This window comes from Arthrobacter sp. ISL-30 (genome assembly GCF_018613855.1).
In the GTDB taxonomy this organism is placed as follows: Bacteria; Actinomycetota; Actinomycetes; order Actinomycetales; family Micrococcaceae; genus Arthrobacter.
Window position 1 is genome coordinate 19,211 of record NZ_JAGGPK010000061.1, and the last position, 22,868, is coordinate 42,078.

Sequence of the window (22,868 nt, forward strand, 5' to 3'; positions counted from 1 at the left end):
AGCATGTGCACGCCATGAGATGAAATGCCGCAGGGACCAACGGACGTGCTGCGACCGTGGACCATCACAATCGGGATCACCTCAACCTGGGGCCCGAGAAGAGCACGGTACAGAAAACCGCAGCTAGCAGCGCACGACCCCGGTCCTCCTTGCGGATCAGGTCATGTCGCTCCGGCCACTCAGGACCATGAAGAAGTGAAAAACGAGAACATAGCCCAAGCCGACAGAAGGGAAGCATCGGCCACAGGAACGGCCACCCACAACTGAACACGCTGATGGAGTCAGGTCCGAGCACCCTCGCGCAGCGTGTGGACAGTGTCCACACGCCAAACAGTCCACAAACCGCCCCTGGCTTGGGGGAATACGCGTGCCCGAGGTGGGACTCGAACCAGATTTCAGCCCCTGCAAACACAGGGAACTCTTGAAAACATCGCGAATCCGAGCCTGTCCGGCCCATATACGACCCAGTCCGGCGCCCAAGGTGTGGACATTGTCCACACCGTTTTTTTGCCCATTCTCCTGTGCCATCGCACGCACCGTCGCTCACTGCCTCGGCGAGGACACAAAGGCCACCGACGTCCTCTTCGCCTACACCTCAACCCTGGGAACCAGGGCAGACAAGGCCGGACGCAGCGACCATCGCCGCTCTCACTGGCGTTCTTGCAGAACGGGGCCTGACCAGCCCCAGCCGCCGTGAGATCGTGAACAGGTTAGCGCCGTCCTGAAGCAGTCAGGATGCGTGACTTTCCCTCAGATCATGAATACGGAGGTTTATCGTAAGGACATTCGCCTGTGCCGTGCGGGCCCAGGGCACATGCCCGCGCAGAGAAGGGCATGAACCCAGTGGCTGCAGGGCATCCTGGGTCCGCTCGCCCGATTCGGCCCATACGAAGGCGGCCACGACTTGTCCAGCGGTCAACGCTGCTCTCCTCTTATCGACGCCCGGAACCCACGCAATCATGCCGCCTCCGCATGAGGGACCAATGAACGGATAGACCGGTAGAAAGACTGCCCAGCATAAGGATCCGGCCACAGAAAACGGCCGGCGATAACTTCCTACAGCACGGCGAGGACAACCGTCCGAGCCACCTCCAACAGGTGTATGTACACCCCAGGCTGGAGGCCCTTAAATGGCCTCCAGCCTGGGGGAACACACGTGCCCAAAGTGGGATTCGAACCGCATTGCAGCCCTTGTAAACAACACTGGGAACTCCTGAAAACATCTCCAATCCCCTGTGTGTCAGTCCGAACTGGCATCTCTACCGGCTCACGGCAGACGTCCAGGGCCTTCGACGACCCCTGGGACGAGTACTTTTAGCCCAACCAAGGGAACACCCCAATGGGTCCCGCATCGACTAGGTCACCAGCTGCTGATTCGTGCTGAATGCAGTGGACGACCACCAGGATTGCATCCTCTTCCAAATGGCATTCGGGCGATACATCGCACGTGCCGGTTACCTTCAGTACCGATGTGCGTGCGAGGAGGTGCTGCGCTTATTCTCCGTACATCAGGCTGTCCAGGAAGGCTTCCAATTCATCATTGAGGGCCGTGGTAGCGTCCTTATCGGCCGGGGCGAGACTCTCGTAGTCTTCAACGTAGAGGCCCTCCCAAGGCGAACACGTCAGCCGGCCGGCATTGCGGAGGACACCGGACTCCGATTCAAGGTCTCTGGGTGAAGCAGCGGTGGACGAGACATTTCTGTTCTGGGCGCTCAAGCTCATTGAAGTCGCCCAGTTGGTGATAGACATGCTGTCATCCTTCCTGTCTGCGGCCGTTCGGAACATCTGCGTACCGATGGCCTTAGTTTCAGTTCTGCAAGAAAAGTGAACGTGCCGTTCATTTCTTGAACGTTGGTTAATTGTGGCACGTCTCACCTGTAGAAGCAATGTTTGGCCGCGAATAAGTAGGAGGGTTCGGATTTGGGATTTTTGGTGGAAGTCTGACTGGCCCGGCCGTCCCCGCCTGCTGGGTGACCCAGTCATTCCTGGCCTCGGATTCCCGGGAGGCAAGGAACTGATGAACATCGCCGCCCTCCCCGCTCGGAGAAGATCTCCTTGTAATGCGGGCAGGGCAGCAACAGCTCACGTGGGGATGCGCATGCGCCTATGGCAGCGGCTGCCGTTTACAAGGGGCACCGCGCTCTCTGCTGGTAGCGAAGCCGGTAGTCCTGGCGGCAACTGCTAGCAATGCCAGACAGCGTTCGTTGTCGACCAGCACTTGCGTCCCCCTTTTCGCCTTCATGCTCCTAACAGCGCCCCACCGCGCTTTTCGCCTCGCAGGAGGATTGGGGAGATGCTGCGCGAAACAGCGGGATCGAACGGACAAGACGGAACTCGCCGCGATGGTCGCAAGCGGCGTCAGTCCGGCGATCACCAGCCGCGTCCGGGAACGCTATTGGCACGGTTTTGGACCTCTGCCCGTCCCTGCGGCGTGACGGCGGACATGGACTTCGACGCCTACTTTATGAGGCTCACGAGCGGCGGGACGATTACCCCGTCGGCTAGATGTCACGGGGCTGGAAGCCGTCTGGGACCGGAAAGTTGATAGTACCGGGCGACGTGCCAATGGCCCGGACTTCATTGCAAGCAAGTCCGGGCCATGCACCCCTCGTTGAACCAGTGGTGGGCTAGCCGCGCAGCCGGGTCATTTTCGGGTCGTAAAGGGCCTCGGCCGAGACGGTCGCCTGGATCCGCCTGCCGAAGTATCCAATCTCGACGGCGCCTCCTTGGGAGACGTTGCCTGGGAGATACGCGTAAGCGATGAGCTTGGACATGCTGTAACCGTAAGCGGCGCTGGTTACATACCCGACGACCTCGTCCTTGTAACAGACGGGTTCCTTGGCTAGTTTCATTGACCTGCCGTCGTCGATAGTCAAGCAGCGTAGCCGACGGGCAGAGCCTTCTTCGGTCCGGCCTTCGAGCGTGGCCTTGCTGACGAAGGAGTCCTGGGACATCTTCACGGCGAAGCCCAATCCTGTTTCGTACGGCTCATGTTCAGTTGTCGTGTCCGCGTCCCACGACCGATAGCCCTTTTCGAGACGAAGCGAGCTGAACGTCGCGCTTGCGCCACCGTCGCAGTCGCCACCTGCGCCCGGCCCCTGCTTGCAAGGCTTTGAAGTGAAGGCGTCAGTGGCGGCAGACGGCGGGCGTGCGCGGTCTACCGTGCCTTGTTGTGCATTACGTGCTTGGTGCGCGAGTAGTCGTCAAGGGCGTAGGCGGACAGATCGCGCCCATAACCGGAGCTCTTGAAGCCACCCCATGGCATCTCGGTGGCCAGCACCAGGTGGGAGTTGACCCATACGGTGCCTGCCTCCAGCCGCGAGGCCACGTCGTGGCCCAGTTGCGGATTGAGCGTCCAAACCGAGGCGGCGAGCCCATACGGCACCTGGTTGGCCCGGGTTACTGCCTCGTTCTCGGTGGAGAACGTCTCGACGGTGACGACGGGGCCGAAGATCTCCTCAAGGGTGCAGGCGGCGTCCTCAGGCACGTCCGCCAGTACGGTCGGAGCGACGAAGTACCCAGATCCCTCAAGTGCACCGCCACCAAGGACGGCCTTTGCCCCGGAGGCCTGGGCGCGCTCGAGGTGTCCCAGGACACGTTCGAAATGGGCCTTGGAGATCATCGGGCCGATTTCGACGTCGGCTCCGGCTGTAGGCTCTCCAACCACCAGCGTGCTGACCTGCTCGACGAGCAATTGGGTGAAACGGTCTGCAACAGACTCATGCACCAGCACGCGGCAGCCGGCACCACACTCCTGCCCTGAGTTCCAGTATCCAGCCACGCGCAGGGATTCGGCTGCAGCAGCCAGGTCCGCGTCGGCGAAAATGACTACCGGGGCCTTGCCGCCCAGCTCCAGATGTACGCGCTTGACGGTTTCCGAGGCCACACGGGCGACGGCGCGTCCGCTGTTGACGGAGCCGGTCAGCGCGATCATGTCCACGTCGGGGTGTTCGGCGAGGCGCGCGCCGATCACTGGGCCGAGGCCGGTGACGATGTTCAATACTCCCGGCGGCAGCAGGTCAGCTGTCAACTCCGCGAACTTCAGGGTGGTCAGCGGGGTCTGCTCGGAGGGCTTAAGCACGATCGTATTGCCTGCGGCCAGGATGGGCGCAATTTTCCAGACCGCCATCAGCAGGGGGTAGTTCCACGGGGTAACAACCCCGACAACTCCCAGCGGCTCCCGCAGGATGACGGACAGATGGTCCTCGGCGTACTCACCCGCGGCCAGGGAAGTCGTGACCCGGGCGGCCCCCGCCATGAAGCGAAACGAATCGATGGAAGAGGCGACATCGTCCTCGGCCACCATCAGGGGCTTGCCGGTGTTAAGAGCCTCCAGTCGGGACAGCAGGTCCGCGTTGTCCGCCAGTCGGTCGGCGATGGCCAGCAGGATCTCTGCCCGCTGCTTCGGCAGAGTGCGGCTCCACGACTCCTTAGCCTCGAGGGCGGCCCCGACGGCCGCGTCAGCATCGGCGGCGGTGCCTTGGGCAACCTCACAGATCACGGCCTCGGTGCACGGATCTACAATGGCTTGGGACTCATTGCCGGCTCCCGCCCTGAATTCTCCTGAGATGAAGTGCTGGCCCGGGGGCAGCTTGTCGATGGCGAGAATCGGCGTCGGCTCCGTGGCCCGCCGAACGGTACCTGAGGTGGTTGTTGCCGTAGATGTCATTGTCACTCCTGACGGTTGATGGGATGGGAATGCGGAAAGCTTGGTTTGGTATGGATCGGCGGCTGCCGGCGGGACTCGTGCCGCCGACTAGGCGTATGCCGCCTCCAGCTGCAGTTCGGTGATGAGCTTCTCGATGCGGACCAGGAACGCGGGATCAAGGTCTGCGGTGGGGCGGCGCGGAGTGCCGATAGGATGGCCGAGCGCTGCCAGGGCGCCCTTGACCGCGGGCACGAAGGGCGCTGAGAGGATGGCGTCGATCAGCGGGTAGATCCGGTTCCACTCGGCTTGGGCTGTGGTGAAGTCACCGGCGGCGACGGCCTTGTAGACGGATACGATTTCGCGCGGCAGGATGTTGGCGGTGCCGGCCATGACACCGGCCGCACCCTCGGTCAGGGCGGCCAGGATCAGGCTGTCCCACCCAATGATGGTGGAGATGTGCTCTCGGTGGTGGTGGATCAGCTGGGTGGCCTGTCCCATGTCGCCGCTGGAGTCCTTGATGTAGCGGATATTCTCCACTTCGCGGGCCAGCTTCCCCACGGTCTCGGCGTCGAGGTTGACGCCGGTGGCAGACGGGATGTTGTAGAGCATCACCGGCCGGTCGACTGCCTCCGCCACGGTGCGCAGGTACCCGGCGGCCTCGGCCAGCGACAGCTTCTCGTAGTAGGGGGTGACCAGCATGAGTACGTCAGCACCGCACTCCTGTGCGTGGCGGGACAGACGGACGGCCTCGGCCGTGCTGGTCGCCCCGGTCTGGGCCACAACCGGCACCCGCCCTGCTGTATGCTCCACGACCGTCTCTACCACCCGACGTCGTTCGTCCACGCCGAGCGCAGAGAACTCACCCGTAGAGCCGCAGGCCACCACCCCGTCGACTCCGCCGTCAATCGAGCGGTCAACGAGGAAACGCAGCCTTGGTTCGTCGATCTGGCCGTCGGCAGTGAACGGGGTTGCAAGGGCGGTGAGCACACCGCTGAGCTGTGAGGACATGAGGTTTCCTGTCTGCTGAAAGAGGAAGGGGACGTGTTCGAGAGATGAGACAAAGGTGTTTCACTTGCAAATCGTGGCGCGCATCAGGCGGCTGCGTGCTCAGCAGGCCCGGCGGTGCAGCGCCTGTCGAGAAGCCTGCTGATTTGGACCAAGTCCAAGAACGTTCACTTTTTGAACGTTCTGCTCAATTATTGTCGACTCTGCCCGGTGACGCAAGAGGTTACAGCGGGAGTTCGGGTGCTTTCAGCGCTGGCCGTTGACCATTCTTGGCGCGCGCAAGGGATTGGCATCCTGCAGCTCCTCAGGCAGGAGGTGCTGCGGGAAGCCCTGGTAGGCGACAGGGCGGAGGAAGCGCTCGATCGCTGCCGTGCCAACTGAGGTTGTGTGTGGTGAAGTGGTGGCGGGGTACGGCCCTCCATGTTGTTGGGCGTAGGTCACCGAGACTCCTGTGGGCCATTGGTTCCACAGCACTCGTCCCGCTTTCTCGGCCAGCACCTCCACGAGCCCTGCCACGGGGTCGCTGTCTTCGCCATGGATGGTGGCTGTGAGCTGGCCTTCGAAGGTTTTGGCGAGGGGCACCAGCTGGGCGAGGTCGTCGTATTCGATCACGACCGCGGCGGGGCCGAAGCATTCGGCCTCCAGCTCGCGAGGGGCTGCGAGGACGTGCTCTGCGGTGGTGTATAGCAGCGTTGGGGACGGCGGGTCGCCCAACGGGTCCGGGCCTTGGACCAGCACTTCCATGCGTTCATGGGAGGACAGTTCCTGCAGGCGGCCGACGAAGCCTGACTGGATGCGGTCGTGTAGCAGTTTCACCGCGTCGGGGAGAACTGCAGCGCGGAGCTGCTCGACGATACCTGAACCTGTGGGTACGAATATGGTGCCCGGCTTGGTGCAGAACTGTCCGGCCCCGAGGGTGAACGAGCTGATGAATTCCTCGACGATGGCGTTTCCCCGGGCGGCTGCGGCGGCGGGGGTTATGAAGACTGGGTTGTTGCTGCCCAGCTCTCCATAGAAGGGGATGGGCTCCGGCCGGGAGACTGCGATGTCCATCAGTGCCCTGCCGCCAGGGATCGAGCCGGTGAAACTGGAGGCTTTGATCCGGGGATCCTTCAGGGCCTCTTTGCCGGCCTCCACGCCAGAGATGAGGGCGAACACTCCTTCAGGGGCTCCAGCTTCCTGAAGGGCCGCGAGCATGATCTCGGCCGTGCGTTCTGAGAGCTGGTGGTGGCCGGGATGTGCCTTGAGAACCACTGGATTGCCTGCGGCCAGGGCGGAAGCAGTGTCACCCCCGGCAACTGAGAAGGCGAACGGGAAGTTGCTGGCCGCGAAGACGAGGACGGGGCCGATCGGACGGTAGGACCGGCGAAGGTCCGGGCGCGGTGCACCCATGGGCCAGTGCGGGTCTGCGTGATCGATACGAGCGTCGAGGTATCCACCGTCTCGCAGCGTCTGACCGAACAGACGCAGTTGGAAGGTGGAGCGCTTGAGCTCCCCAGCGAGCCGGCCTGGGGCCAGGTGCGTCTCTTCGGCGGCCAGCGGGATCAGCTGCTCGGCCGCGGCATCGAGGGCAGCCGCAACCTTATCGAGGACGTCGGCTCGGGCCCCCGGGCGCAGGCTCCCCCAGGGACGGACGGCGGTGTGGGCCATGGCAAGGATCTGCTCCAGCTCTTCGTTGCTGGTCTCCGCGGAAGTGGCTGAGGACTTGGTGGACATGCCGTTCTCCATTCAGTGATCGCACATGGTCATATGGGTGTGGCTGCTTGGATGTAACCCGCCCGCCGCTAATCGGAGCGGTCAAGCGTTAGCGGGCATGGTGCTTGTCAGCTGGTGGGTAAGCTGCGCGGCACCGTCCAGCAGGATCTGTAAGTTGCGCTGCCTGATGTCGTCGGCTTCAATGCGGTGTCTGGGCGCAACCATGGCCACGGCTGCAAACATCTGGCCGACGTTGTCCCGTAGGGGGACAGACATCGAGAAGATTCCGTCTTCGAGTTCATCGTCGATGTGCGCCCACCCCTGGCGGCGGACCATATCGAGCTCTGCGCGTAATTGTTCCCGGCCGGTGATGGTTCTTGCGGCCAGCTTGGGCAGCTCCTCGCCTGTGGCCCGGAATACCTGTTCGGGGCTAAGCTCGGCCAGGAGCAGCTTTCCGGTTGCCGAGGCATGAAGGGGCCACCTCATGCCTCGCATATCCGAGACCGTGACGGCGATGGACCTGGGAGATTCCTGAAGGACCACGTCGAGTTCGAAAAGGCTCTGCCGCAGACTGAGAGTGACGGTCTCTCCGAGCTGTTCCGCCAGCTTATGGACTGAGTCCCTGACTCGGGCGACCATTCCCGCCGAGGGGTCGGCGGATCGGGCGACCCGTGCCAGGTCCCAGCCCAGCGAGTAGCGATTGTCTCTCCTGTCGACGAAACCTTCCTCTTCCAAGGTGAGCAGCAGCCGGAAAGTCGTTGCACGAGGCAGGCCGACTTTCTTTGCAATGTCTGAGGCCGTGGCGGCCTCAGAGTTGCCGGCCAGGGCCCGTAGCACGCTTATGGCGCGTGCCACGGACCTGTTGGCACTGATCGTGCTCTTGGAGCGGGAATCATTGTCAGTCACGAGAGAGCCTTTCGAGATCGTTTTTCCTTCAGACTAGCTGTCGCCACCGTACTCAAAGGAGACCGAGCCCCACCCCGCAAAGCTGCCGGTCACGCGGGTGTTGGGAATGAGGCTAACCGCGGCGAGACAGCTTCCGGGGAGGATGACATTGCCGGGCTGGAACTCGACGCCGAACTCAGCCACCCTCCGGCAGAGCCACGCGATGGCCGAAACGGGGTTGCCGAAAATGTCAGCGGTGTTGCCTTGCGCGACCACATTCCCATCGACGTGTATCTCACCGGAGATGTCGGCAAGGTCAACTTCGCTCAGCCGACGTGGCTTTGCCCCAAGGATGATGGCTCCCGTGGAACCGCAGTCCGCCAGCGTTTCGAAGATGCCTATGTTCCAGCCCTCAATACGCGAATCGATGATCTCCAGCGAAGGAAGGACATAGTCGGTGGCCGAAATGACATCGGCGACCGTCACATGCTCCCCGCCCAGGCCCCCTTTGAGCACAAAGGCCGGTTCGAGCTCGACGTAGGGGTCAATGAACGTCTCAGGCGACAGGCGCAGGTTCTCATAATGGAACTGGCTCGACAGCAGGTAGCCGAAGTCCGGCTGGTCCACGCCGAACTTGCTCTGCATCGCCTTGGCAATGTTGCCTAGCTTGAATCCAGCGACCTTGTCCCCCTGCCGGACCTGCTGCCTGACGACTTCCTGCTGTATACGGAAGGCGTCGCTGATGGTCGCCTTGGTGCCCGGTGGGGTCAACGAGCCCAGTGGCCTGCGGTCGCGGCGTGCGCGCAGAAGGTGGCCGGCGAGTTCGTCAATATCAACTGGCATCGTTGAACCATTCGTCTGTGGCCTTGCGGTTCTCGGGAGTCTCGAGCCACTTTCGGGCGCCTTCGACCGGCTCCTTGGCTTCGCTGACGGCCAGCATCAGGCTCGAGTACTGCTCATCCGTGAGCTTGCTGTTGGACATCCACTTTTGGACTTGTGGCTCCTTCTCCGCGAAGTTCTTGGAGAACACCACATAGGAGCCATCAGGCTTCGGCCAGCCCCCCTTGTCATCCTCGAGTACCTTGATGGGCATCGATGCGAAGGCCCAGTGCGGTGTCCACAGCGTGGCTACCAGGGGCTTGTTCTTCGCGGCGGCGTCCTTGAGGGCGGCCAGTGCTGCGGGGGTGCTTCCCTCCACGATCTTGAGCTTGTCCTGGGCGCCATAGGTCTTCAGCACGTCGGGGAGGATCTTCATTTCGCCTGAACCGGCTTCGATACCGACGATCTTTGACTCATACTTGTCGGCATTTTGGACGACTTCCGAGATGGTGTTCTCCGGAACGGATTTCGGAGCGACCAACACCAGGCGGTCATTGTCGTAGAAGGGCTTTTCCGGGACCACGAGATCGTTGCGATATTTCTCAATGTAGCTCGCGTGGGTGGTGGGTAGCCAGGCATTAAGGTAGCCGTCGAGGTCTCCGCGGGCGATGCCGGCGAAGCCAGCCGCCAAGTCAACACTCCGAGTCTCCAGCTTGTATCCTCGGCTATCGAGCAATTCGGTCCACAGTCCGGTGACGGCAACGGTGTCGTCAAAGCCGGGCACTGTGGCGACGGTAATGGTTTTCTTGTCGGCCCCGGTTCCGGTGTTGACTCCGGAGCATGCGCTCACGCCTGCGGTGAGGACGGCACAGGCCAGGATGGCGCTTATTTTCTTGATCAAGGTCTTTTTCTCCAATATGCAAAGGGTGGTGGGTGGTGGTTCTAGCTGACGGCCGCGACGGCGGGCGTCCCAGCCGCAGCACGCTGTTCTTTCCTGATGCGCCTGTTGCGCAGAACGTCGCCGAGGGAGCGCGCGCCGCTGGTGACCCTGTCCAGGTAAACGGCCAGGATGACGACGGCGAGTCCACCTTCGAAGCCGCGGGCCGTGTCCAACTGGGCAACTCCTTGGACCACGACGCCGCCCAATCCGCCTGCCCCTACCAGCCCTGCGACCACGACCATGGACAGGGCCAGCATGATGACCTGGTTGACTCCGGCCATGATCGAAGAGAAGGCCAGCGGCAGCTGAACGTCTTTCAGGATGAGGCTCTTCTTCGCGCCGAAAGCCATGGCGGCTTCGAGCAGCTCGGCATCGAGCTTGCGGATGCCCAGCTCGGTCAGGCGCACGGCGGGAGGGATGGAGAACACGATGGTGGCCGCGATCCCGGGAACCCTGCCGACGCCGAAGAAGAAGACCGCCGGAATGAGGTATACGAACACGGGCATGGCCTGCATGAGGTCAAGAATGGGACGCACGACCGCGCTCACCGAGGAATTGAGGGCGGCCCAGATTCCCAGCGGGATGCCGATGGCGAGCGAGAACAGTACGGACACGAGCACGACGGCCAGAGTGGACATGCTCTCGACCCATAGCCCCATCGAGACAATGAGCAGGAACGCCACCGCCGAGAATAGGGTCAGGCCAAGGCTGCGAGTCAGGGCAGCAGCCGCAGCGGCCAGCACTGCGATGAGCAGGAATGGGTGCAGGCCGATAAGAACGTATTCCACGCCCCCCACGATTTGGTTGACCAGCCAGGCAGCGCCGTCAAAGAACCACGCGAAGTTGACCAGCATCCAGTCGATGACCGACTCGAACCAGCCTCCAATATCAAGACGCATTGCTGTACCCCTTCGGTGAGAGCGCGGTAAAGACTTCCTCTGCGGTGACGTGCCCAACGGATGCGCCCTGCTGGTCGACGACCTCCACCCGTTCTGTCCCCGCGGCGAAGATCGGGAGCAGTTCATTCAGCACGGTGGCATCGGAGACGCGCACCGCCCCCGCGTCCGGATCTCCCGGTGGGGCGCCAGATGGATCCAGAGGCCTTACGATCATCCCGGCCGTGACCACCTTGCTCCGGTCGACTTCGGCAACGAATTCCTCGATGTATGGATCCGCGGGTGCTTCGAGCAGGTCCATCGCGGTCCCGCATTGGATGCTTTTGCCCTGTTTCATCACCATGATGCGGTCGCCGAGATACATTGCTTCATTCAAATCGTGAGTGACAAACACGATGGTCTTCTTGAAATTCCGCTGAAGCTTGATCAGCAGTTCCTGCATGTCCTTGCGGATGAGGGGGTCGAGCGCGCTGAACGGTTCGTCCATCAGCAGGATCTCAGCGTCGGTGGCCAGTGCGCGCGCCAATCCGACACGTTGCTTCATTCCGCCGCTGAGCTGGTCCGGCATCGCATGAATGCGGTCCCCGAGGCCAACGAGCGCGAGGGCTTCTGCTGCCTTGGCCTCCCGGGTTTCCCTGTCTACGCCACGCACCTTCAGGCCGAAGGCCACATTGTGCACTAGGGACTTGTGCGGAAAGAGCCCGAAGTGCTGGAAGACCATGTTGATGGTCTGGTTCCTGTAGGCGCGGAGCCCGGCGGGAGCCAGGGCGCGGACGTCTTTTCCATCAACTGTTATGGATCCGTCGCTGACGTCGATGAGCCGGTTCAGCATGCGGATGATGGTCGATTTCCCTGAGCCGGACAGTCCCATGATGACGAAAATCTGCCCCTGCTGCACCTGGAAGGAGACGTCGTCGACGGCAACGAAGCCTTGGTTGGCGGCCTTTTTGGGCAGCAGTCGCAGCGGCCGGGACTTGGCGGGGTGGAAGACCTTGGTGAGGTGCTCCACTTGGATGAAGGGGACTTCAGGGTTCATTGCTTCCTCGCGATGATCCGTTGTGAGTGCTTGTAGATGTGAGGCGTTCACGCGTTTCTCCTAACCTGGTCGCCGAGGTGCCAGATGTTCATGGAAGACAGGAGTTCCCGGGGGTCCCATACGACCGATTCTTCGATGATGAGGCCGTCCTTGTGGCGCAGGAATGAGGCGCCGTTCACGGTCACGGTGCGCTGGGTGGGCGGCACTCCCATGTAGTTCCCGGTGTGTGTGCCGACGCTCTTCCAGTGGATGGCGATGTGTTCAGAGTCTTCAACGGCCTGCAGGACGTGAACTTTGAAGTCTGAGAATGCGGCGTGTGACTCCTGGATTTGCCGGATGACCTCAGGAAGGCCTTCTTCTCCGGTTTTGGAGTGGCGCACGTAGCCCTTGCCGACGATGCTTTCGAAGGCACCTGTGTCCCCTTCCCCCCAGGCGCGGCTCCAGGCATCGACGATGCGAGTCAACATATTCATTGGTTTTCTGCTTTCTGGATGGGTGTCGGTGGGCCAGAGGCTATATTCCCCGAACTTGCCTCCGCGAAACATCAGCGCGTCTCCTGCCCCGGACTCCATCGCCGTCACTGAACCGACGATCATGTAGTGGTCCCCGGCGACCACTTCGGAGGCCACGTGGCAGTCGATCCAGGCTGTTGAATTGAGGATGCGGGGGGTACCGATGGGGCTTTCCGCATATTCAATCCCCTGGAACTTGTCTTCTCCCTTCCGAGCAAGCGCCCTGCAAACATCGAGCTGCTGAGTGGAAAGGATGTTGGCGGTGAAGCGACCCAAGGAACGGAGGGTCGGCCAGGTGCTGGAGGATTTATCCACGCAGAACGTGACCAGCGGCGGATCCAATGACAAGGACTGGAAAGTTCCCACGACGAAACCCATGGGCTTCCCCTCATCCGTTAGGCCCGTGATCGCCACAACTCCGGTGGGGAGCAGCCCGAAGACCTCCCGGTATTCAGTGGGGGTGATGGCTCCAACTGGAGCTGATGTGTCGGCGTTCATGATGTTGTCCTTAGTGGGCCTTTACTGACAGGGCGTCGCGGTAGGAGGTCCCGGGGTGATCCTCGGCCAGTCGTGCCTGACCTGCGCCGAAAAGGTTTTCCCGTAGGGTGGAGCCTTCATATTCGGTGCGCATCAGGCCGCGGTTCTGGAGTTCAGGGACGACGAAGTCGACGAAGTCCTTGATGTCCCGGTATTTGACGGCGTGGGAGACGTTGAAGCCGTCGATGCCTGTCTCTTCCATCCAGGCGGCGAGTTCGTCGGCGACCGTCTCCGGCCCGCCGACGATGACTGGCGAAGTGCCGCCGATGCCGATGTACTCCGCGATGTCGCGCGGAGTCCATTCCTTCTCCGGATCCATCTTGGAGAAGAGGTCGACCATGGTCTGGCCGGCGTTGGTTTTGACGTGCCGAAGGGGGACATCGGGATCGAACGTGGACATGTCCAGTCCCGACCAGCCGCTGTAGCGGGCCATGGCGCCGTCGTAGGAGACCAGGTTCCGGTACTCCTCGTACTTAGCCTGGGCCTCGGCATCGGTCCGGCCGCTGATGACGGTGATCATCTGCAGCACTGCGACGTGGCTTGGGTTGCGCCCGGCCTCTGCAGTCTGCTGGCGTAGCCGGTCGACCTGCTGCTTCAGTGCGGACTTGGACAAGGCGTTCATGAAGACGGCCTCTGCGGTAGCAGCTGCGAGGGCCACCCCGCGGCTGGAGCCTCCGGCCTGGAAGATCACGGGGGTGCGCTGCGGGGAGGGTTCGCAGAGGAAGATGCCCGGCACGGTGAAGTGCTTGCCGGAATGCTCAATGGGGTGGACCCGCTGCGGATCGACGTAGGTGGAGGATATCGGGTCGGCCACGACCGACTGCTCTTCCCACGAGCCTTCCCAGAGCTTGAGGGCAACGTCGATGAACTCCTCGGCCACCTCGTACCGATCGTCGTGGGCGCGCTGTTCGCCGCTGCCGAGATTCCTTGCGGCGCTGTCGGCATAGGACGTCACCACGTTCCAGCCAATGCGCCCGTCAGTGAGGTGATCCAGGGTGGCGAACTTCCGCGCCAGGGAGTACGGGTGGTCGTAGGCGGTGGTGGAAGTGACACCGAAGCCGAGATTCGTAGTCGCGGCAGCCATGGCGGGAATGATGTAGGCCGGATCGTTGGCCGGGATCTGCGCAGCATCCTTCAGTGCGGCGTCCACGGTGCCGCGGTAGACGTCGTGGTATCCGACATTGTCCGCGAAGAAAATCCCGTCGAAGCAGGCGCTCTCCAGCAACCGGGCGTAGTCAACCCAGTACTGCACGGACGTGTACTGGGTCCCCCGGTCATCGCGATGCTTCCACAGACCTGCCGACAGGTGAGCAGGGCCGTTGAAGTCAAAGGCGAAGATCCTCATTTGGTTCATTGAAGAGACTTTCTCTCGTTCACTAGGTGAACATGTTGTTTACTTGATGATCAAAATAGTAGAGTGGTGGAAGTCACAACGTCAATAGCCGATTCTTAATTGCGCCACTGCCAGCGGGAACGGCTCTGGCCCAAAATGGCAAGACGGATTTGGGTAGGCGCGCCGTGCTTCCAGTGACTTAAACGATGTGCATCCGCCAGGGATCGGGATTGGAAGAGGAGTCAGCAATGGCGTTATTGGCTGAATTGGGCGGCTGGCTTGGGGCGCTGGTAGTGCTGGCGGGATACGCAGCCTTGTCGCTTGGCTGGATCAGCAATGGTCGACTCTTCCAAGGGTGCAACCTAACAGGATCAGTTGCCCTGATGGTCAACGGCTACTACCACGGTGCTTGGCCCTTTGTAGCCCTTAATGTCGCTTGGGGCACCATTTCCGCCGTGGCTCTTATCCGCGCCCTAAAAGCAAATCGTCCAAGGTCCTCCCATCCGTCTCAAGCCCAGGACAGCCCGGTGAACTCCCAGGTTTGCGAGGACTGATCTTCACACGAATGGACCTCGCTACAGCCATGTCACAGACCTCAAATCGCTCGCGCCGTCGAGGAAGCGAAAGGAAGGAACAATGCAGCTGGAAGGCAAGATCGCCTTGATTACCGGAGGGGGACAAGGAATAGGCCGCGGAATCGTCGACCGCTACTTGAAGGAAGGAGCGCAGCTGGCGATAGTCCAACAGCGACCCCTGGAGCCTGCACTGGAGAAGCATCCAAGCGTTCTCGGCATCCTGGCCGACATGAGCGTCGTGTCAGCAGCCTCCGAGGTTATCGGGCGCACGTCCGAGCAGTTTGGTGGCATCGACATCGTTGTCAACAACGCCGGCATCATGTTTGAACGCAGCGTCTCTGAGATCCGGCCAGACGAATGGGACCAGATGATGGCTCTTAATTTGCGGGCACCACTGTTCCTGACGCAGGCGGCAGTGCCGCACCTCCGGCAGCGTGGCGGGGGAACCATCATCAACATAGGCTCCATCGAAGGGCTCGCAGCCAATCCCAACCATGCCGTCTACTGCGCCTCCAAAGCGGGTATCCACGGCATGACGCGCGCCATGGCGGTCGACCTCGGCGAGGACAACATCCGATGCAATGCCATTGCTCCCGGATGGATCGCATCCGAACTGAGCGAGAACTATCTGGCTTCCCGGCCTGATGCGACCGGTGCCCGCGAGGCCCTGGACCGCCTGCACCCTGTCGGACGTGTAGGACGGCCGGCCGACGTCGGCGATCTTGCCGTCTTTCTGGCAAGTGACAGATCAGGCTTCCTTACCGGGGAGATCATAGTGCTCGACGGCGGCAGAACAGCAAGGCTGCCCCTGCCCTTCTGATGGACCTTTACCCTCCAAGGGAGCGTACAACGTGCAGCTTGGGGCAATTCTCGACGGCCTTGCCAAGCTAACGCAGACAGGCACTCCAGCTTCAATCTCCACTGCCGGCAGTCTTGATGACAAAGGGTTTGTCGGCCCTGCAGACCATGACTCGTCCAAGCCCTTCATCCTGCATCACCCAGAAGACGCTACGGTCTACGGCAATCATGTCTATTCGCCCGGAGATTGCGCTACCGTCGCTGCGAATCACTCGGACGGCGTCGCGGCGGGAGAGCCTGGACCAGTCCGGGACCGGCATCGCAGGTAATGAAGGAAACCTTCGGGTTGTGGATTTGGAGTTGTGTGAGCATTCTCTTTGGCTCCGGGGATATTTGGCTGACCAGCTTGATGCTGGACATTGTACGTTCACCTCATGGACGTCACGTTCAATTTATGGGCATGCGTCAAGGCCTCCGCAACGTAAGACCCTGGCGCGAAGAGGCAATGGAACTTGCAAATAAGAGTGAGTCGCGCCACAATGGAGTCACGTTCAAAGAGCGAACGCCGCGTTCATATCGTGACTTCCCAATGTTGGCGAACCAACGTCGGCTCCCCGACACCAAGAAGCTTCCACCCCCGGACCCCGTCCACGCCCAGTTAGTGAGGGACCCCATGATCACCGTAAAGCGCATGCTCGCCAGCGTCTTCGAACGCTTCCCCCAACCTGCTCCTGCCAACCATCATGAGCTGAATGCCGCCGCTCATCAGGTCTCCAGCTCCGGCGTCATGACCTGCATCCCGTGGGCCGGGCTGTACTTCGAAAGCCCAGGCGCCTAGGGCCTGCCCGCCTGGGAGCACTGGAAATCCAGGCCGCCGCTGGAAGGGCCTGCCCTGCGGCAGTTGAGAAACCTCAAAGGTGAAAGATATGACGCACTGGCGCCAAAAGCCCAAGCCAAAACCCTCAAGACCAGTCGCTGACATCCTCCGCGAACGAAATGAACGAAGGACAAAGGTCCTGATTGCCTGCATCACCGAGATGAGCAACAAGCAGGGCCCAGACGCTGTAACCCATAGCCTGATCGCCGAACGAACCGGACTCCCCGTGCAATACGTGCGCTGGAAATACCCTTCCCGGGAAAACCTCATCGCCATGGCTGATGCCTAACCTTCGGCGACACCGGCTCACACGATTTCCGCTCCGGACAAAGGCCCGGCTGCCGGAGCCTAGGCTAGGCCAGAGCTTTCGCGACCTCGTCTGCAGCCTGGCGCAGCTGATCGATCGTACTGGGCAACCGCTCTGACTTGAGCCGCTGGACGGGTCCTTGGACTGCCAGAACCCCGACCAGAACGCCCGCGCCGTCGCGGACCGGACACGCAACCGCGTAGAGGCCCTCTTCCAGTTCATCGTCAAGGATTGCGTAGCCCTGCTCCCGGATCTGGCGCAGCTCCTTCAGGAGGGCGTCCCTGCTGGTGATGGTCTGAGCGGTGTACGACTCCAGCTTCTTAGGCAGCAGTTCAGAGATCTTGTCATCGCTCAACTCGGAGAGAAGGAGCTTTCCGGTGGCGCTGGCATGCACCGGATAGGTTCCACCGACGTAGAGGTGGGAAGCATTCAGGTAACGCGAGGCCGAGGCTTCGGCGATCACGTCGTAGGACGTTTCGCCTCGCATGATGGCGAAGCTAAGCGTCTCGTTGAGCTTGCCCGCATATTCGTCCAGGACCGGCTGGATCCTGGCAACGGCCCCGGTAAAGGGGTCAGCCAGCCGGCCCAGTCGCGCCATCTGCCATCCGAGCATGTAGCGGTTGTCCACGCGGTCTACAAAGCCCGTCTGTTCCAAACTGAGGAGCAGGCGAAAGGCTGTGGGACGCGTCATCTTCACGGCTTGGGCTATTTCGGTGACCGTGATTCCGTGCCGATGACGGCCAAGTTCGCGGAGCAACACTGTGGCCTTGACGACCGACTTGTTTGTCAGGTCAATGGACTCTTCGGAAGCTGACGCATCGCCCTCTGATAGATCCACCGCTACTGCGTTTTGTCCCTCTGCCATTTCCGCCGCTCCCGGTTCGCGTCCGTCCGCTCAAGGCTGGGGTGGCCTTGACTTTGATGTCGACTTCCATCCTAGGCCCTTTCAAGTACCGAACGAGGCGTTCACCCTCGTCTTGCGCGAAACGGAAAGGCACCCTCCCCGGCGCAAGCCTGGGAAGGTGCCCTTCCGTCCCACTGGCCGAATCAGGCCTTGTGGGAATGATGAGCCTCCTTGGCCCCGAGCAGCGCTGATGTTTCGCCCAGGCTGAGTCCCTTGGTTTCGGGGGCGAGGTAGTGGGAGACGACAGCGCCGACGACGCAGATGCCGGCGGCGATCAGCATGGTGGCACCTATGCCCAGACCACTGACGGACAGCGGGAGGATGAAGGTTCCTGCTGCGGCACCGATGCGCGACATGGCCGTTGCGAAGCCAACGCCGGCGCCGCGGATTTCGGTGGGGAAGACTTCACCGGGATAGACGCCGGTCAGTGACGTGGAGAGGGCGTTCGCGAACGAGAAGATCACGAAGCAAGCCAGGATGATGATCGGCGAGACGTGGGAGAACAGGCCAATGATGATCAGGGCGGCCGCCCCGGTCCACATCGGAGGGATGGCTAGCTTGCGGCGTCCAACGCTATCTATGAGGTACATGGCGGCAATCGCCCCGGCCACGACCACGCCGTTGAGCAGCAGCGCGCCGCTCAGGCCGTCTTCAACACCCAGGCTTTCGAGCACGATCGGAGCGAAGGTGGCGATGGCGAAGTACGGGGTGACGTTGCAAACCCAATACACGGAGACAAAGATCGTCGCGTTGCGGTACCTGGGCGAGAACAGCCGGAGGAAACTGGTTGATTCGCGCTTTTCCTCCGCCATATCCCGGACGTCGGCATCCTCCATGTACTCATTGGCGATGGCCAGGCCTTCCTCTAGTCGTCCCTTGCTGATAAGCCAGCGCGGCGACTCGGGGGTACCCAGGCGAAGCAGGAAGACGATGAGGGACGGGATGGTGCTCATGCCCAGGATGATGCGCCAGTCAGCGTCAATTGCCGACGACATGAAGTATCCAAGCGCATAGGCGCCAAGGTAGCCGACATACCAGGCGACTTCCTGGAAGGCCAGGAGCTTGCCCCGGAGGCGGGCCGGTGAGAATTCGGCCAGAAGGGGCCAGCCGATCGCGTAATCGGCACCGATGGCCATGCCCATGACCAGGCGGATCACGAACAGCTGCCACGCATCAGCGACGAAGAACTGGGCTGCCGAGCCGAGCAGGAAGATGGCAAGGTCGACGATGAACATCGGCTTGCGTCCGATCTTGTCGGCCAGGTAGCCACCGATTGGCCCGCCAAAGAAAATACCGATCAACGCCGAGGCACCAATCAATCCCTGCCAGGTCAAGGACAGGTCAAGGTCAGCGGTCAGAGCCGGCATGACCAGGCCGATGCCCCCAAGGATAAAGCCGTCAATAAACATTCCTCCGGCGATAACTGCGCTGAGCTTCATGAGGAACCGGTGCTTGCGCGGATCCTGCCCGGCAGGCGACTTCAATGACGGTGCGGAGACCGGCGTTAAGGATGAATTCACGATGGACTTCCTTGTTCTCGTGCTTTTTGAACGATGGAGAGGGGCCGGCGGTTAGTCGCACGGCAGGGATACAGGGCCGCAGTTTCTACGCCCAACGTTCATAAATCGAACGTCGTGATCAGAAATATGGCACGCATCACAAGAAGGTGTCAATACGGCCAAGCAACATTTCCCTCAATGCAGTCCCTCTTGACAGTGAGGTATGCAACAAACTAAATTGAACGCAGTGTTCAGAAGCTGAACGTTTGAAGCAGATGTTGTCGCACTGTCCGGCACGAGTTCAAGGAAGCACCGCCGCCATGAAAAATGCACCGCTGAGCCTTTTCGCCTTCGATGTCTTTGCCCCCGCGCACCTGACATCCGGGTCCTGGCGCAACGAAAGGGACCAAGGCCACCGCTACACGGATCTCCAATACTGGACCGGCGTCGCACAGATGCTCGAGAGGGCCGGATTCGACGGCATCTTCTTTGCGGACAACCTGGGTTACCACGATGTGTTCCGCGGGAACGGGGATGCTGCGCTGCGCGATGCGGCGCAGTTCCCGATCAACGATCCGACGGTGCTGATCAGCGGCATGGCCGCCGTGACGAAGCACCTCACCTTCGGCGTAACCTGCTCCGCAACCTACGAGCCGCCCTATCTGTTGGCCCGCAAGTTCAGCTCCCTGGACCACCTCACCTCCGGCCGCGTCGGCTGGAACATCGTGACATCCTATTCCGAGGCCGCCGCCCGGAACCTCGGCAAGGAGCAGCAGCTCACCCCCGCAGAGCGCTACGACATGGCCGACGAGTACATGGACGTCGTCTACAAGCTCTGGGAAGGCTCCTTCGAAGAGGACGCCGTGGTCCGGAACGCTGAATCGGCAACGTACATCGACCCCCAAAAGGTGCATCCGATCAACCATTCCGGCCAGCACTTCAGCGTGCCCGGCTTCCACCTGTGCGAGCCCTCCCCGCAGCGCACCCCCGTGCTGTTCCAGGCAGGCTCCTCCTCCAGGGGCATGGAATTCGGCGGCAAGCATGCTGAGGCCGTCTTCATCCAGAGCACCTCCGTGGAGGGTGCCAAGCGCACAGTGGGCAAGCTCCGCCAAGCAGTAGCAGATGCCGGCCGAGATCCCCGGGACGTCAAGGTGGTCATCCTGCTCACCGTGGTGGTTGCACCCACCGATGAAGAAGCCCAGGCAAAGTATCGGAAGGCCGTGGAGAACGCGCCGATCAATGGAATCCTGGCACGCTTCAGCGGCTGGACCGGCATCGATATGTCGGAGTACGACCTGGATACCCCGTTGCGGTCCGTCGGAACGAAGGCGGGACAATCCATGGTTGACATGTTCTCCAAGGCCGACCCGGACCGGGATTGGACACCGCGACAGATCGCGGTATTCCTTGCCGTCGGCGGCACCGGCTCCACGATCGTAGGTTCCCCGGCAACGGTCGCGGCTGAACTGCGCCGCTGGCGCGACGAGGCCGACATCGACGGCATCAACCTCAGCTACACCACCAAGCCGGGTGGCTGGGAAGACTTCATCGAACTTGCGCTGCCGCAACTGCGCGCCCAGGGCCTGGTCTCCCCGGCCCGCACCGAGGATCAGGAACCGGTGACCTTGCGCGAAAAGCTCTTCCCCGGCCACAGGTACACCCTGGACGGCCACCCCGCCACCGGACACCGCGCCAGGCATCTCACTGAAGCCACCCGCTAAGCGTCCTGGCCACAACAGATACATCACGGAGACAAACATGACTGAACAGACCGACGTAGTTGTCATCGGTGCCGGTCTTGCCGGCCTCATCACCGCGCGTGAGCTGGGCAACCGCGGCCACAATGTGGTTGTCCTGGAAGCCCGCGATCGTCTTGGCGGCCGCTTGTGGACCGATCGCCGCCTGGGCCAGAACCTGGAGATCGGCGGCAACTGGCTGCACTGGACCCAGCCTCATGTGTGGGCCGAGGTCACCCGCTACGGTCTTGAGGTCTCCCGCGGTCCCCGCTCGGAGGAAACGTTCTGGCTCGCCGGCGATGAAGTGCGCCGCGGAACGCTGGAAGACTTCATGGGGCTGATCGATCCCGGCATGACCCGGCTGTTGGAAGACACGATGAAGTGGCTTCCCCGGCCGGATGCCCCGCTGAGGGTGGAGAACCTGGCCGAGGTCGATCAGTATAACTTGCAGGAAATGCTGGACAAGCTGGACCTCTCCGAGGACGAGCGGAACGCGAACGAGGCCGCCTGGGTGGGCCACTTCAACGCGCCCCTGGACCAGTGCGCCTATGTCAACGCCCTGCGCTGGACCGCCGGGGCATCCGGCCACTGGCACCTGATGCACGAGGCCTCGGCGATCTTCCGTCTAAAGAACGGCAACGACACACTGCCCAAGGCGATCGCCGAGGACACCGACGCTGACATCCGCCTCAACGCCCCGGTGACCGCAGTCCGCCACAACAGCGACGGCGCCACCATCCGCTACGGCGACGGCCAGGAAATCCACGCCAAGAAGGTCGTCATCACCCTGCCGCAGAACATTCTGCGCAAGCTCGATGTCCAGCCCGCCCTGTCTGACGGCAAGCTCGCCGCCAGCCGGGAAAAGACCGCGTCCCAGGGCGTGAAGGCCTGGATCCGGGTCCAGGGACCCATCAAGCCGTTCTTCGCCTATTCCGCCCAGGACAAGCCGCTGTCCGTGATCCGCACCGAATTCATCGGAGAAGATGACGCCGTACTGGTCGGCTTCGGTGCCGACGCGAACCGCATCGACGTCACCGACATCGAACAGGTCCAGGAAGCCATCAAGGTATGGCGCGACGACCTGGAAGTCCTCGAAGTCGCCGGCCACCACTGGATGTCCGATCCATACGCCGAGGAAACCTGGCAGATCCAGCGTCCCGGCCAGCTCACCAAGTACCACCGGGACCAGCAGGCCAGCGAAGGCGCGCTGCATTTCGCCAGCAGCGACATCGCTAACATCTGGGCCGGCTTCTTCGACGGCGCCATCGAAAGCGGCCTGCGCGCCGGCCGCAACGTCCATTCGGAACTGAACAACCTTACAGAACTGAAGGAACAGCCATGAGCGCCCCCGCCATTGCAGCCCGGCACATCAGCCCGGAAACATACCGTGCCGTCATGCGGCACCTACCCACCGGCGTCGCGGCCGTCTGCTCCACCGACCCAGTCAGCGGTACCCAGAACGGCATGATCGTAGGAACGTTCGCCTCGCTGTCCATGGAGCCTGCACTGGTGACCTTCAGCGTGATGCACTCGTCCACAAGCTGGCCGAGAATCGCGGAGGCAGGCGTGTTCAGCATCAGCCTCCTCGCCCAAGAGCAGCAACCAGTCTGCCGCGCACTCTCGGCGAAGGGTGAGGACAAACTCGACGCAGTGAACTGGTCCGAATCGGTCTGGGGCACCCCGCACATTCACGGATCACTGGCCTGGTTCGATTGCCGTGTTGAACAGCAGTTCACGGCCGGGGACCACATCGTCGTCATTGCCAGCGTGCTGGACATGACATCCGGTGAGGGCACTCCCCTCATCTTCCACGGCGGCCGCTTCGGAAGCTTCCGCGAAGCCGCCTGAGCCGAAGCTCCTGACCTA

21 protein-coding genes and 1 pseudogene are annotated in these 22,868 nt (G+C 61.9%); 7 read left to right on the forward strand and 15 right to left on the reverse strand.

What is annotated here, in order from left to right:
- Positions 1-1,494: 1,494 nt before the first annotated feature.
- The 12 genes and pseudogenes from J7E82_RS19655 to J7E82_RS19710 all read right to left on the reverse strand — a co-directional run bounded on the left by J7E82_RS19655 (position 1,495) and on the right by J7E82_RS19710 (position 14,327).
- Positions 1,495-1,749: a hypothetical protein gene (locus J7E82_RS19655; protein WP_214865728.1), complete on the reverse strand. Its 255-nt coding sequence runs from the start codon at positions 1,747-1,749 to the stop codon at positions 1,495-1,497.
- Between the two features lie 878 nt (positions 1,750-2,627).
- A pseudogene (locus tag J7E82_RS19660) lies at positions 2,628-3,059 on the reverse strand (glycine cleavage T C-terminal barrel domain-containing protein); the annotation flags it as partial.
- Positions 3,060-3,157: 98 nt separating this feature from the next.
- Positions 3,158-4,669, reverse strand: coding sequence for an aminobutyraldehyde dehydrogenase (locus tag J7E82_RS19665; RefSeq protein WP_214865732.1), 1,512 nt, complete (start codon positions 4,667-4,669; stop codon positions 3,158-3,160).
- Between the two features lie 87 nt (positions 4,670-4,756).
- Positions 4,757-5,656: a 4-hydroxy-tetrahydrodipicolinate synthase gene (gene dapA / locus J7E82_RS19670; protein ID WP_214865734.1), complete on the reverse strand. Its 900-nt coding sequence runs from the start codon at positions 5,654-5,656 to the stop codon at positions 4,757-4,759.
- 243 nt (positions 5,657-5,899) lie between these two features.
- Positions 5,900-7,369, reverse strand: coding sequence for an aldehyde dehydrogenase (NADP(+)) (locus J7E82_RS19675; RefSeq protein WP_214865736.1), 1,470 nt, complete (start codon positions 7,367-7,369; stop codon positions 5,900-5,902).
- A gap of 81 nt (positions 7,370-7,450) precedes the next feature.
- Positions 7,451-8,254 carry an IclR family transcriptional regulator gene (locus J7E82_RS21270; protein ID WP_214865738.1) on the reverse strand — a complete coding sequence of 268 codons (804 nt, stop codon included), beginning with the start codon at positions 8,252-8,254 and terminating at the stop codon, positions 7,451-7,453.
- Positions 8,255-8,287: 33 nt separating this feature from the next.
- Positions 8,288-9,076 carry a 2-keto-4-pentenoate hydratase gene (locus J7E82_RS19685; RefSeq protein WP_214865740.1) on the reverse strand — a complete coding sequence of 263 codons (789 nt, stop codon included), beginning with the start codon at positions 9,074-9,076 and terminating at the stop codon, positions 8,288-8,290.
- Positions 9,066-9,953 (reverse strand): glycine betaine ABC transporter substrate-binding protein, encoded by an 888-nt coding sequence (locus J7E82_RS19690; RefSeq protein WP_214865742.1) that lies wholly within the window; start codon positions 9,951-9,953, stop codon positions 9,066-9,068. The genes J7E82_RS19685 and J7E82_RS19690 overlap by 11 nt, the downstream gene beginning before the upstream one ends.
- A 41-nt stretch (positions 9,954-9,994) precedes the next feature.
- Complete coding sequence (locus J7E82_RS19695) at positions 9,995-10,891, reverse strand: proline/glycine betaine ABC transporter permease (protein WP_214865743.1); 897 nt, start codon at positions 10,889-10,891, stop codon at positions 9,995-9,997.
- Positions 10,881-11,975, reverse strand: a complete 1,095-nt coding sequence (locus J7E82_RS19700; protein ID WP_308113968.1) for an ATP-binding cassette domain-containing protein — start codon at positions 11,973-11,975, stop codon at positions 10,881-10,883. The genes J7E82_RS19695 and J7E82_RS19700 overlap by 11 nt, the downstream gene beginning before the upstream one ends.
- Positions 11,972-12,934: a flavin reductase gene (locus J7E82_RS19705; protein WP_214865745.1), complete on the reverse strand. Its 963-nt coding sequence runs from the start codon at positions 12,932-12,934 to the stop codon at positions 11,972-11,974. The genes J7E82_RS19700 and J7E82_RS19705 overlap by 4 nt, the downstream gene beginning before the upstream one ends.
- 10 nt (positions 12,935-12,944) lie before the next feature.
- Positions 12,945-14,327: an LLM class flavin-dependent oxidoreductase gene (locus tag J7E82_RS19710; protein ID WP_214865747.1), complete on the reverse strand. Its 1,383-nt coding sequence runs from the start codon at positions 14,325-14,327 to the stop codon at positions 12,945-12,947.
- A 209-nt stretch (positions 14,328-14,536) separates the two neighbouring features.
- Here J7E82_RS19710 and J7E82_RS19715 point away from each other — a divergent pair, with 209 nt between their 5' ends.
- Positions 14,537-14,860 (forward strand): hypothetical protein, encoded by a 324-nt coding sequence (locus J7E82_RS19715; protein ID WP_214865749.1) that lies wholly within the window; start codon positions 14,537-14,539, stop codon positions 14,858-14,860.
- A gap of 82 nt (positions 14,861-14,942) precedes the next feature.
- Positions 14,943-15,701: an SDR family NAD(P)-dependent oxidoreductase gene (locus tag J7E82_RS19720; RefSeq protein WP_214865751.1), complete on the forward strand. Its 759-nt coding sequence runs from the start codon at positions 14,943-14,945 to the stop codon at positions 15,699-15,701.
- Positions 15,702-15,792: 91 nt separating this feature from the next.
- Here J7E82_RS19720 and J7E82_RS19725 read toward each other — a convergent pair whose 3' ends face one another.
- Positions 15,793-15,999 (reverse strand): hypothetical protein, encoded by a 207-nt coding sequence (locus J7E82_RS19725; RefSeq protein WP_214865753.1) that lies wholly within the window; start codon positions 15,997-15,999, stop codon positions 15,793-15,795.
- 269 nt (positions 16,000-16,268) lie between these two features.
- Here J7E82_RS19725 and J7E82_RS19730 point away from each other — a divergent pair, with 269 nt between their 5' ends.
- Complete coding sequence (locus J7E82_RS19730) at positions 16,269-16,517, forward strand: hypothetical protein (RefSeq protein ID WP_214865755.1); 249 nt, start codon at positions 16,269-16,271, stop codon at positions 16,515-16,517.
- Between the two features lie 88 nt (positions 16,518-16,605).
- On the forward strand, positions 16,606-16,845 hold the full coding sequence (locus J7E82_RS19735) for a hypothetical protein (RefSeq protein ID WP_214865757.1): 240 nt from the start codon (positions 16,606-16,608) through the stop codon (positions 16,843-16,845).
- 64 nt (positions 16,846-16,909) lie between these two features.
- Here the strand turns inward: J7E82_RS19735 and J7E82_RS19740 are convergent, their stop codons facing one another.
- Positions 16,910-17,728: an IclR family transcriptional regulator gene (locus J7E82_RS19740; RefSeq protein WP_214865758.1), complete on the reverse strand. Its 819-nt coding sequence runs from the start codon at positions 17,726-17,728 to the stop codon at positions 16,910-16,912.
- A 182-nt stretch (positions 17,729-17,910) separates the two neighbouring features.
- Positions 17,911-19,287 carry an MFS transporter gene (locus J7E82_RS19745; protein WP_308113970.1) on the reverse strand — a complete coding sequence of 459 codons (1,377 nt, stop codon included), beginning with the start codon at positions 19,285-19,287 and terminating at the stop codon, positions 17,911-17,913.
- 299 nt (positions 19,288-19,586) lie between these two features.
- Here J7E82_RS19745 and J7E82_RS19750 point away from each other — a divergent pair, with 299 nt between their 5' ends.
- Genes J7E82_RS19750 through J7E82_RS19760 form a run of 3 tightly spaced genes read left to right on the forward strand, consistent with a single transcriptional unit; the run spans position 19,587 to position 22,850 of the window.
- Entirely contained in the window at positions 19,587-20,987 is a 1,401-nt protein-coding gene (locus J7E82_RS19750; protein ID WP_214865760.1) for an LLM class flavin-dependent oxidoreductase, read from the forward strand.
- A gap of 22 nt (positions 20,988-21,009) precedes the next feature.
- The gene (locus J7E82_RS19755) at positions 21,010-22,344 is read left to right on the forward strand and encodes an NAD(P)/FAD-dependent oxidoreductase (RefSeq protein ID WP_308113974.1); all 1,335 of its coding nucleotides are present in this window, start codon (positions 21,010-21,012) and stop codon (positions 22,342-22,344) included.
- Positions 22,341-22,850: a flavin reductase family protein gene (locus J7E82_RS19760; RefSeq protein ID WP_214865764.1), complete on the forward strand. Its 510-nt coding sequence runs from the start codon at positions 22,341-22,343 to the stop codon at positions 22,848-22,850. The genes J7E82_RS19755 and J7E82_RS19760 overlap by 4 nt, the downstream gene beginning before the upstream one ends.
- The last annotated feature ends 18 nt before the right edge of the window (positions 22,851-22,868 follow it).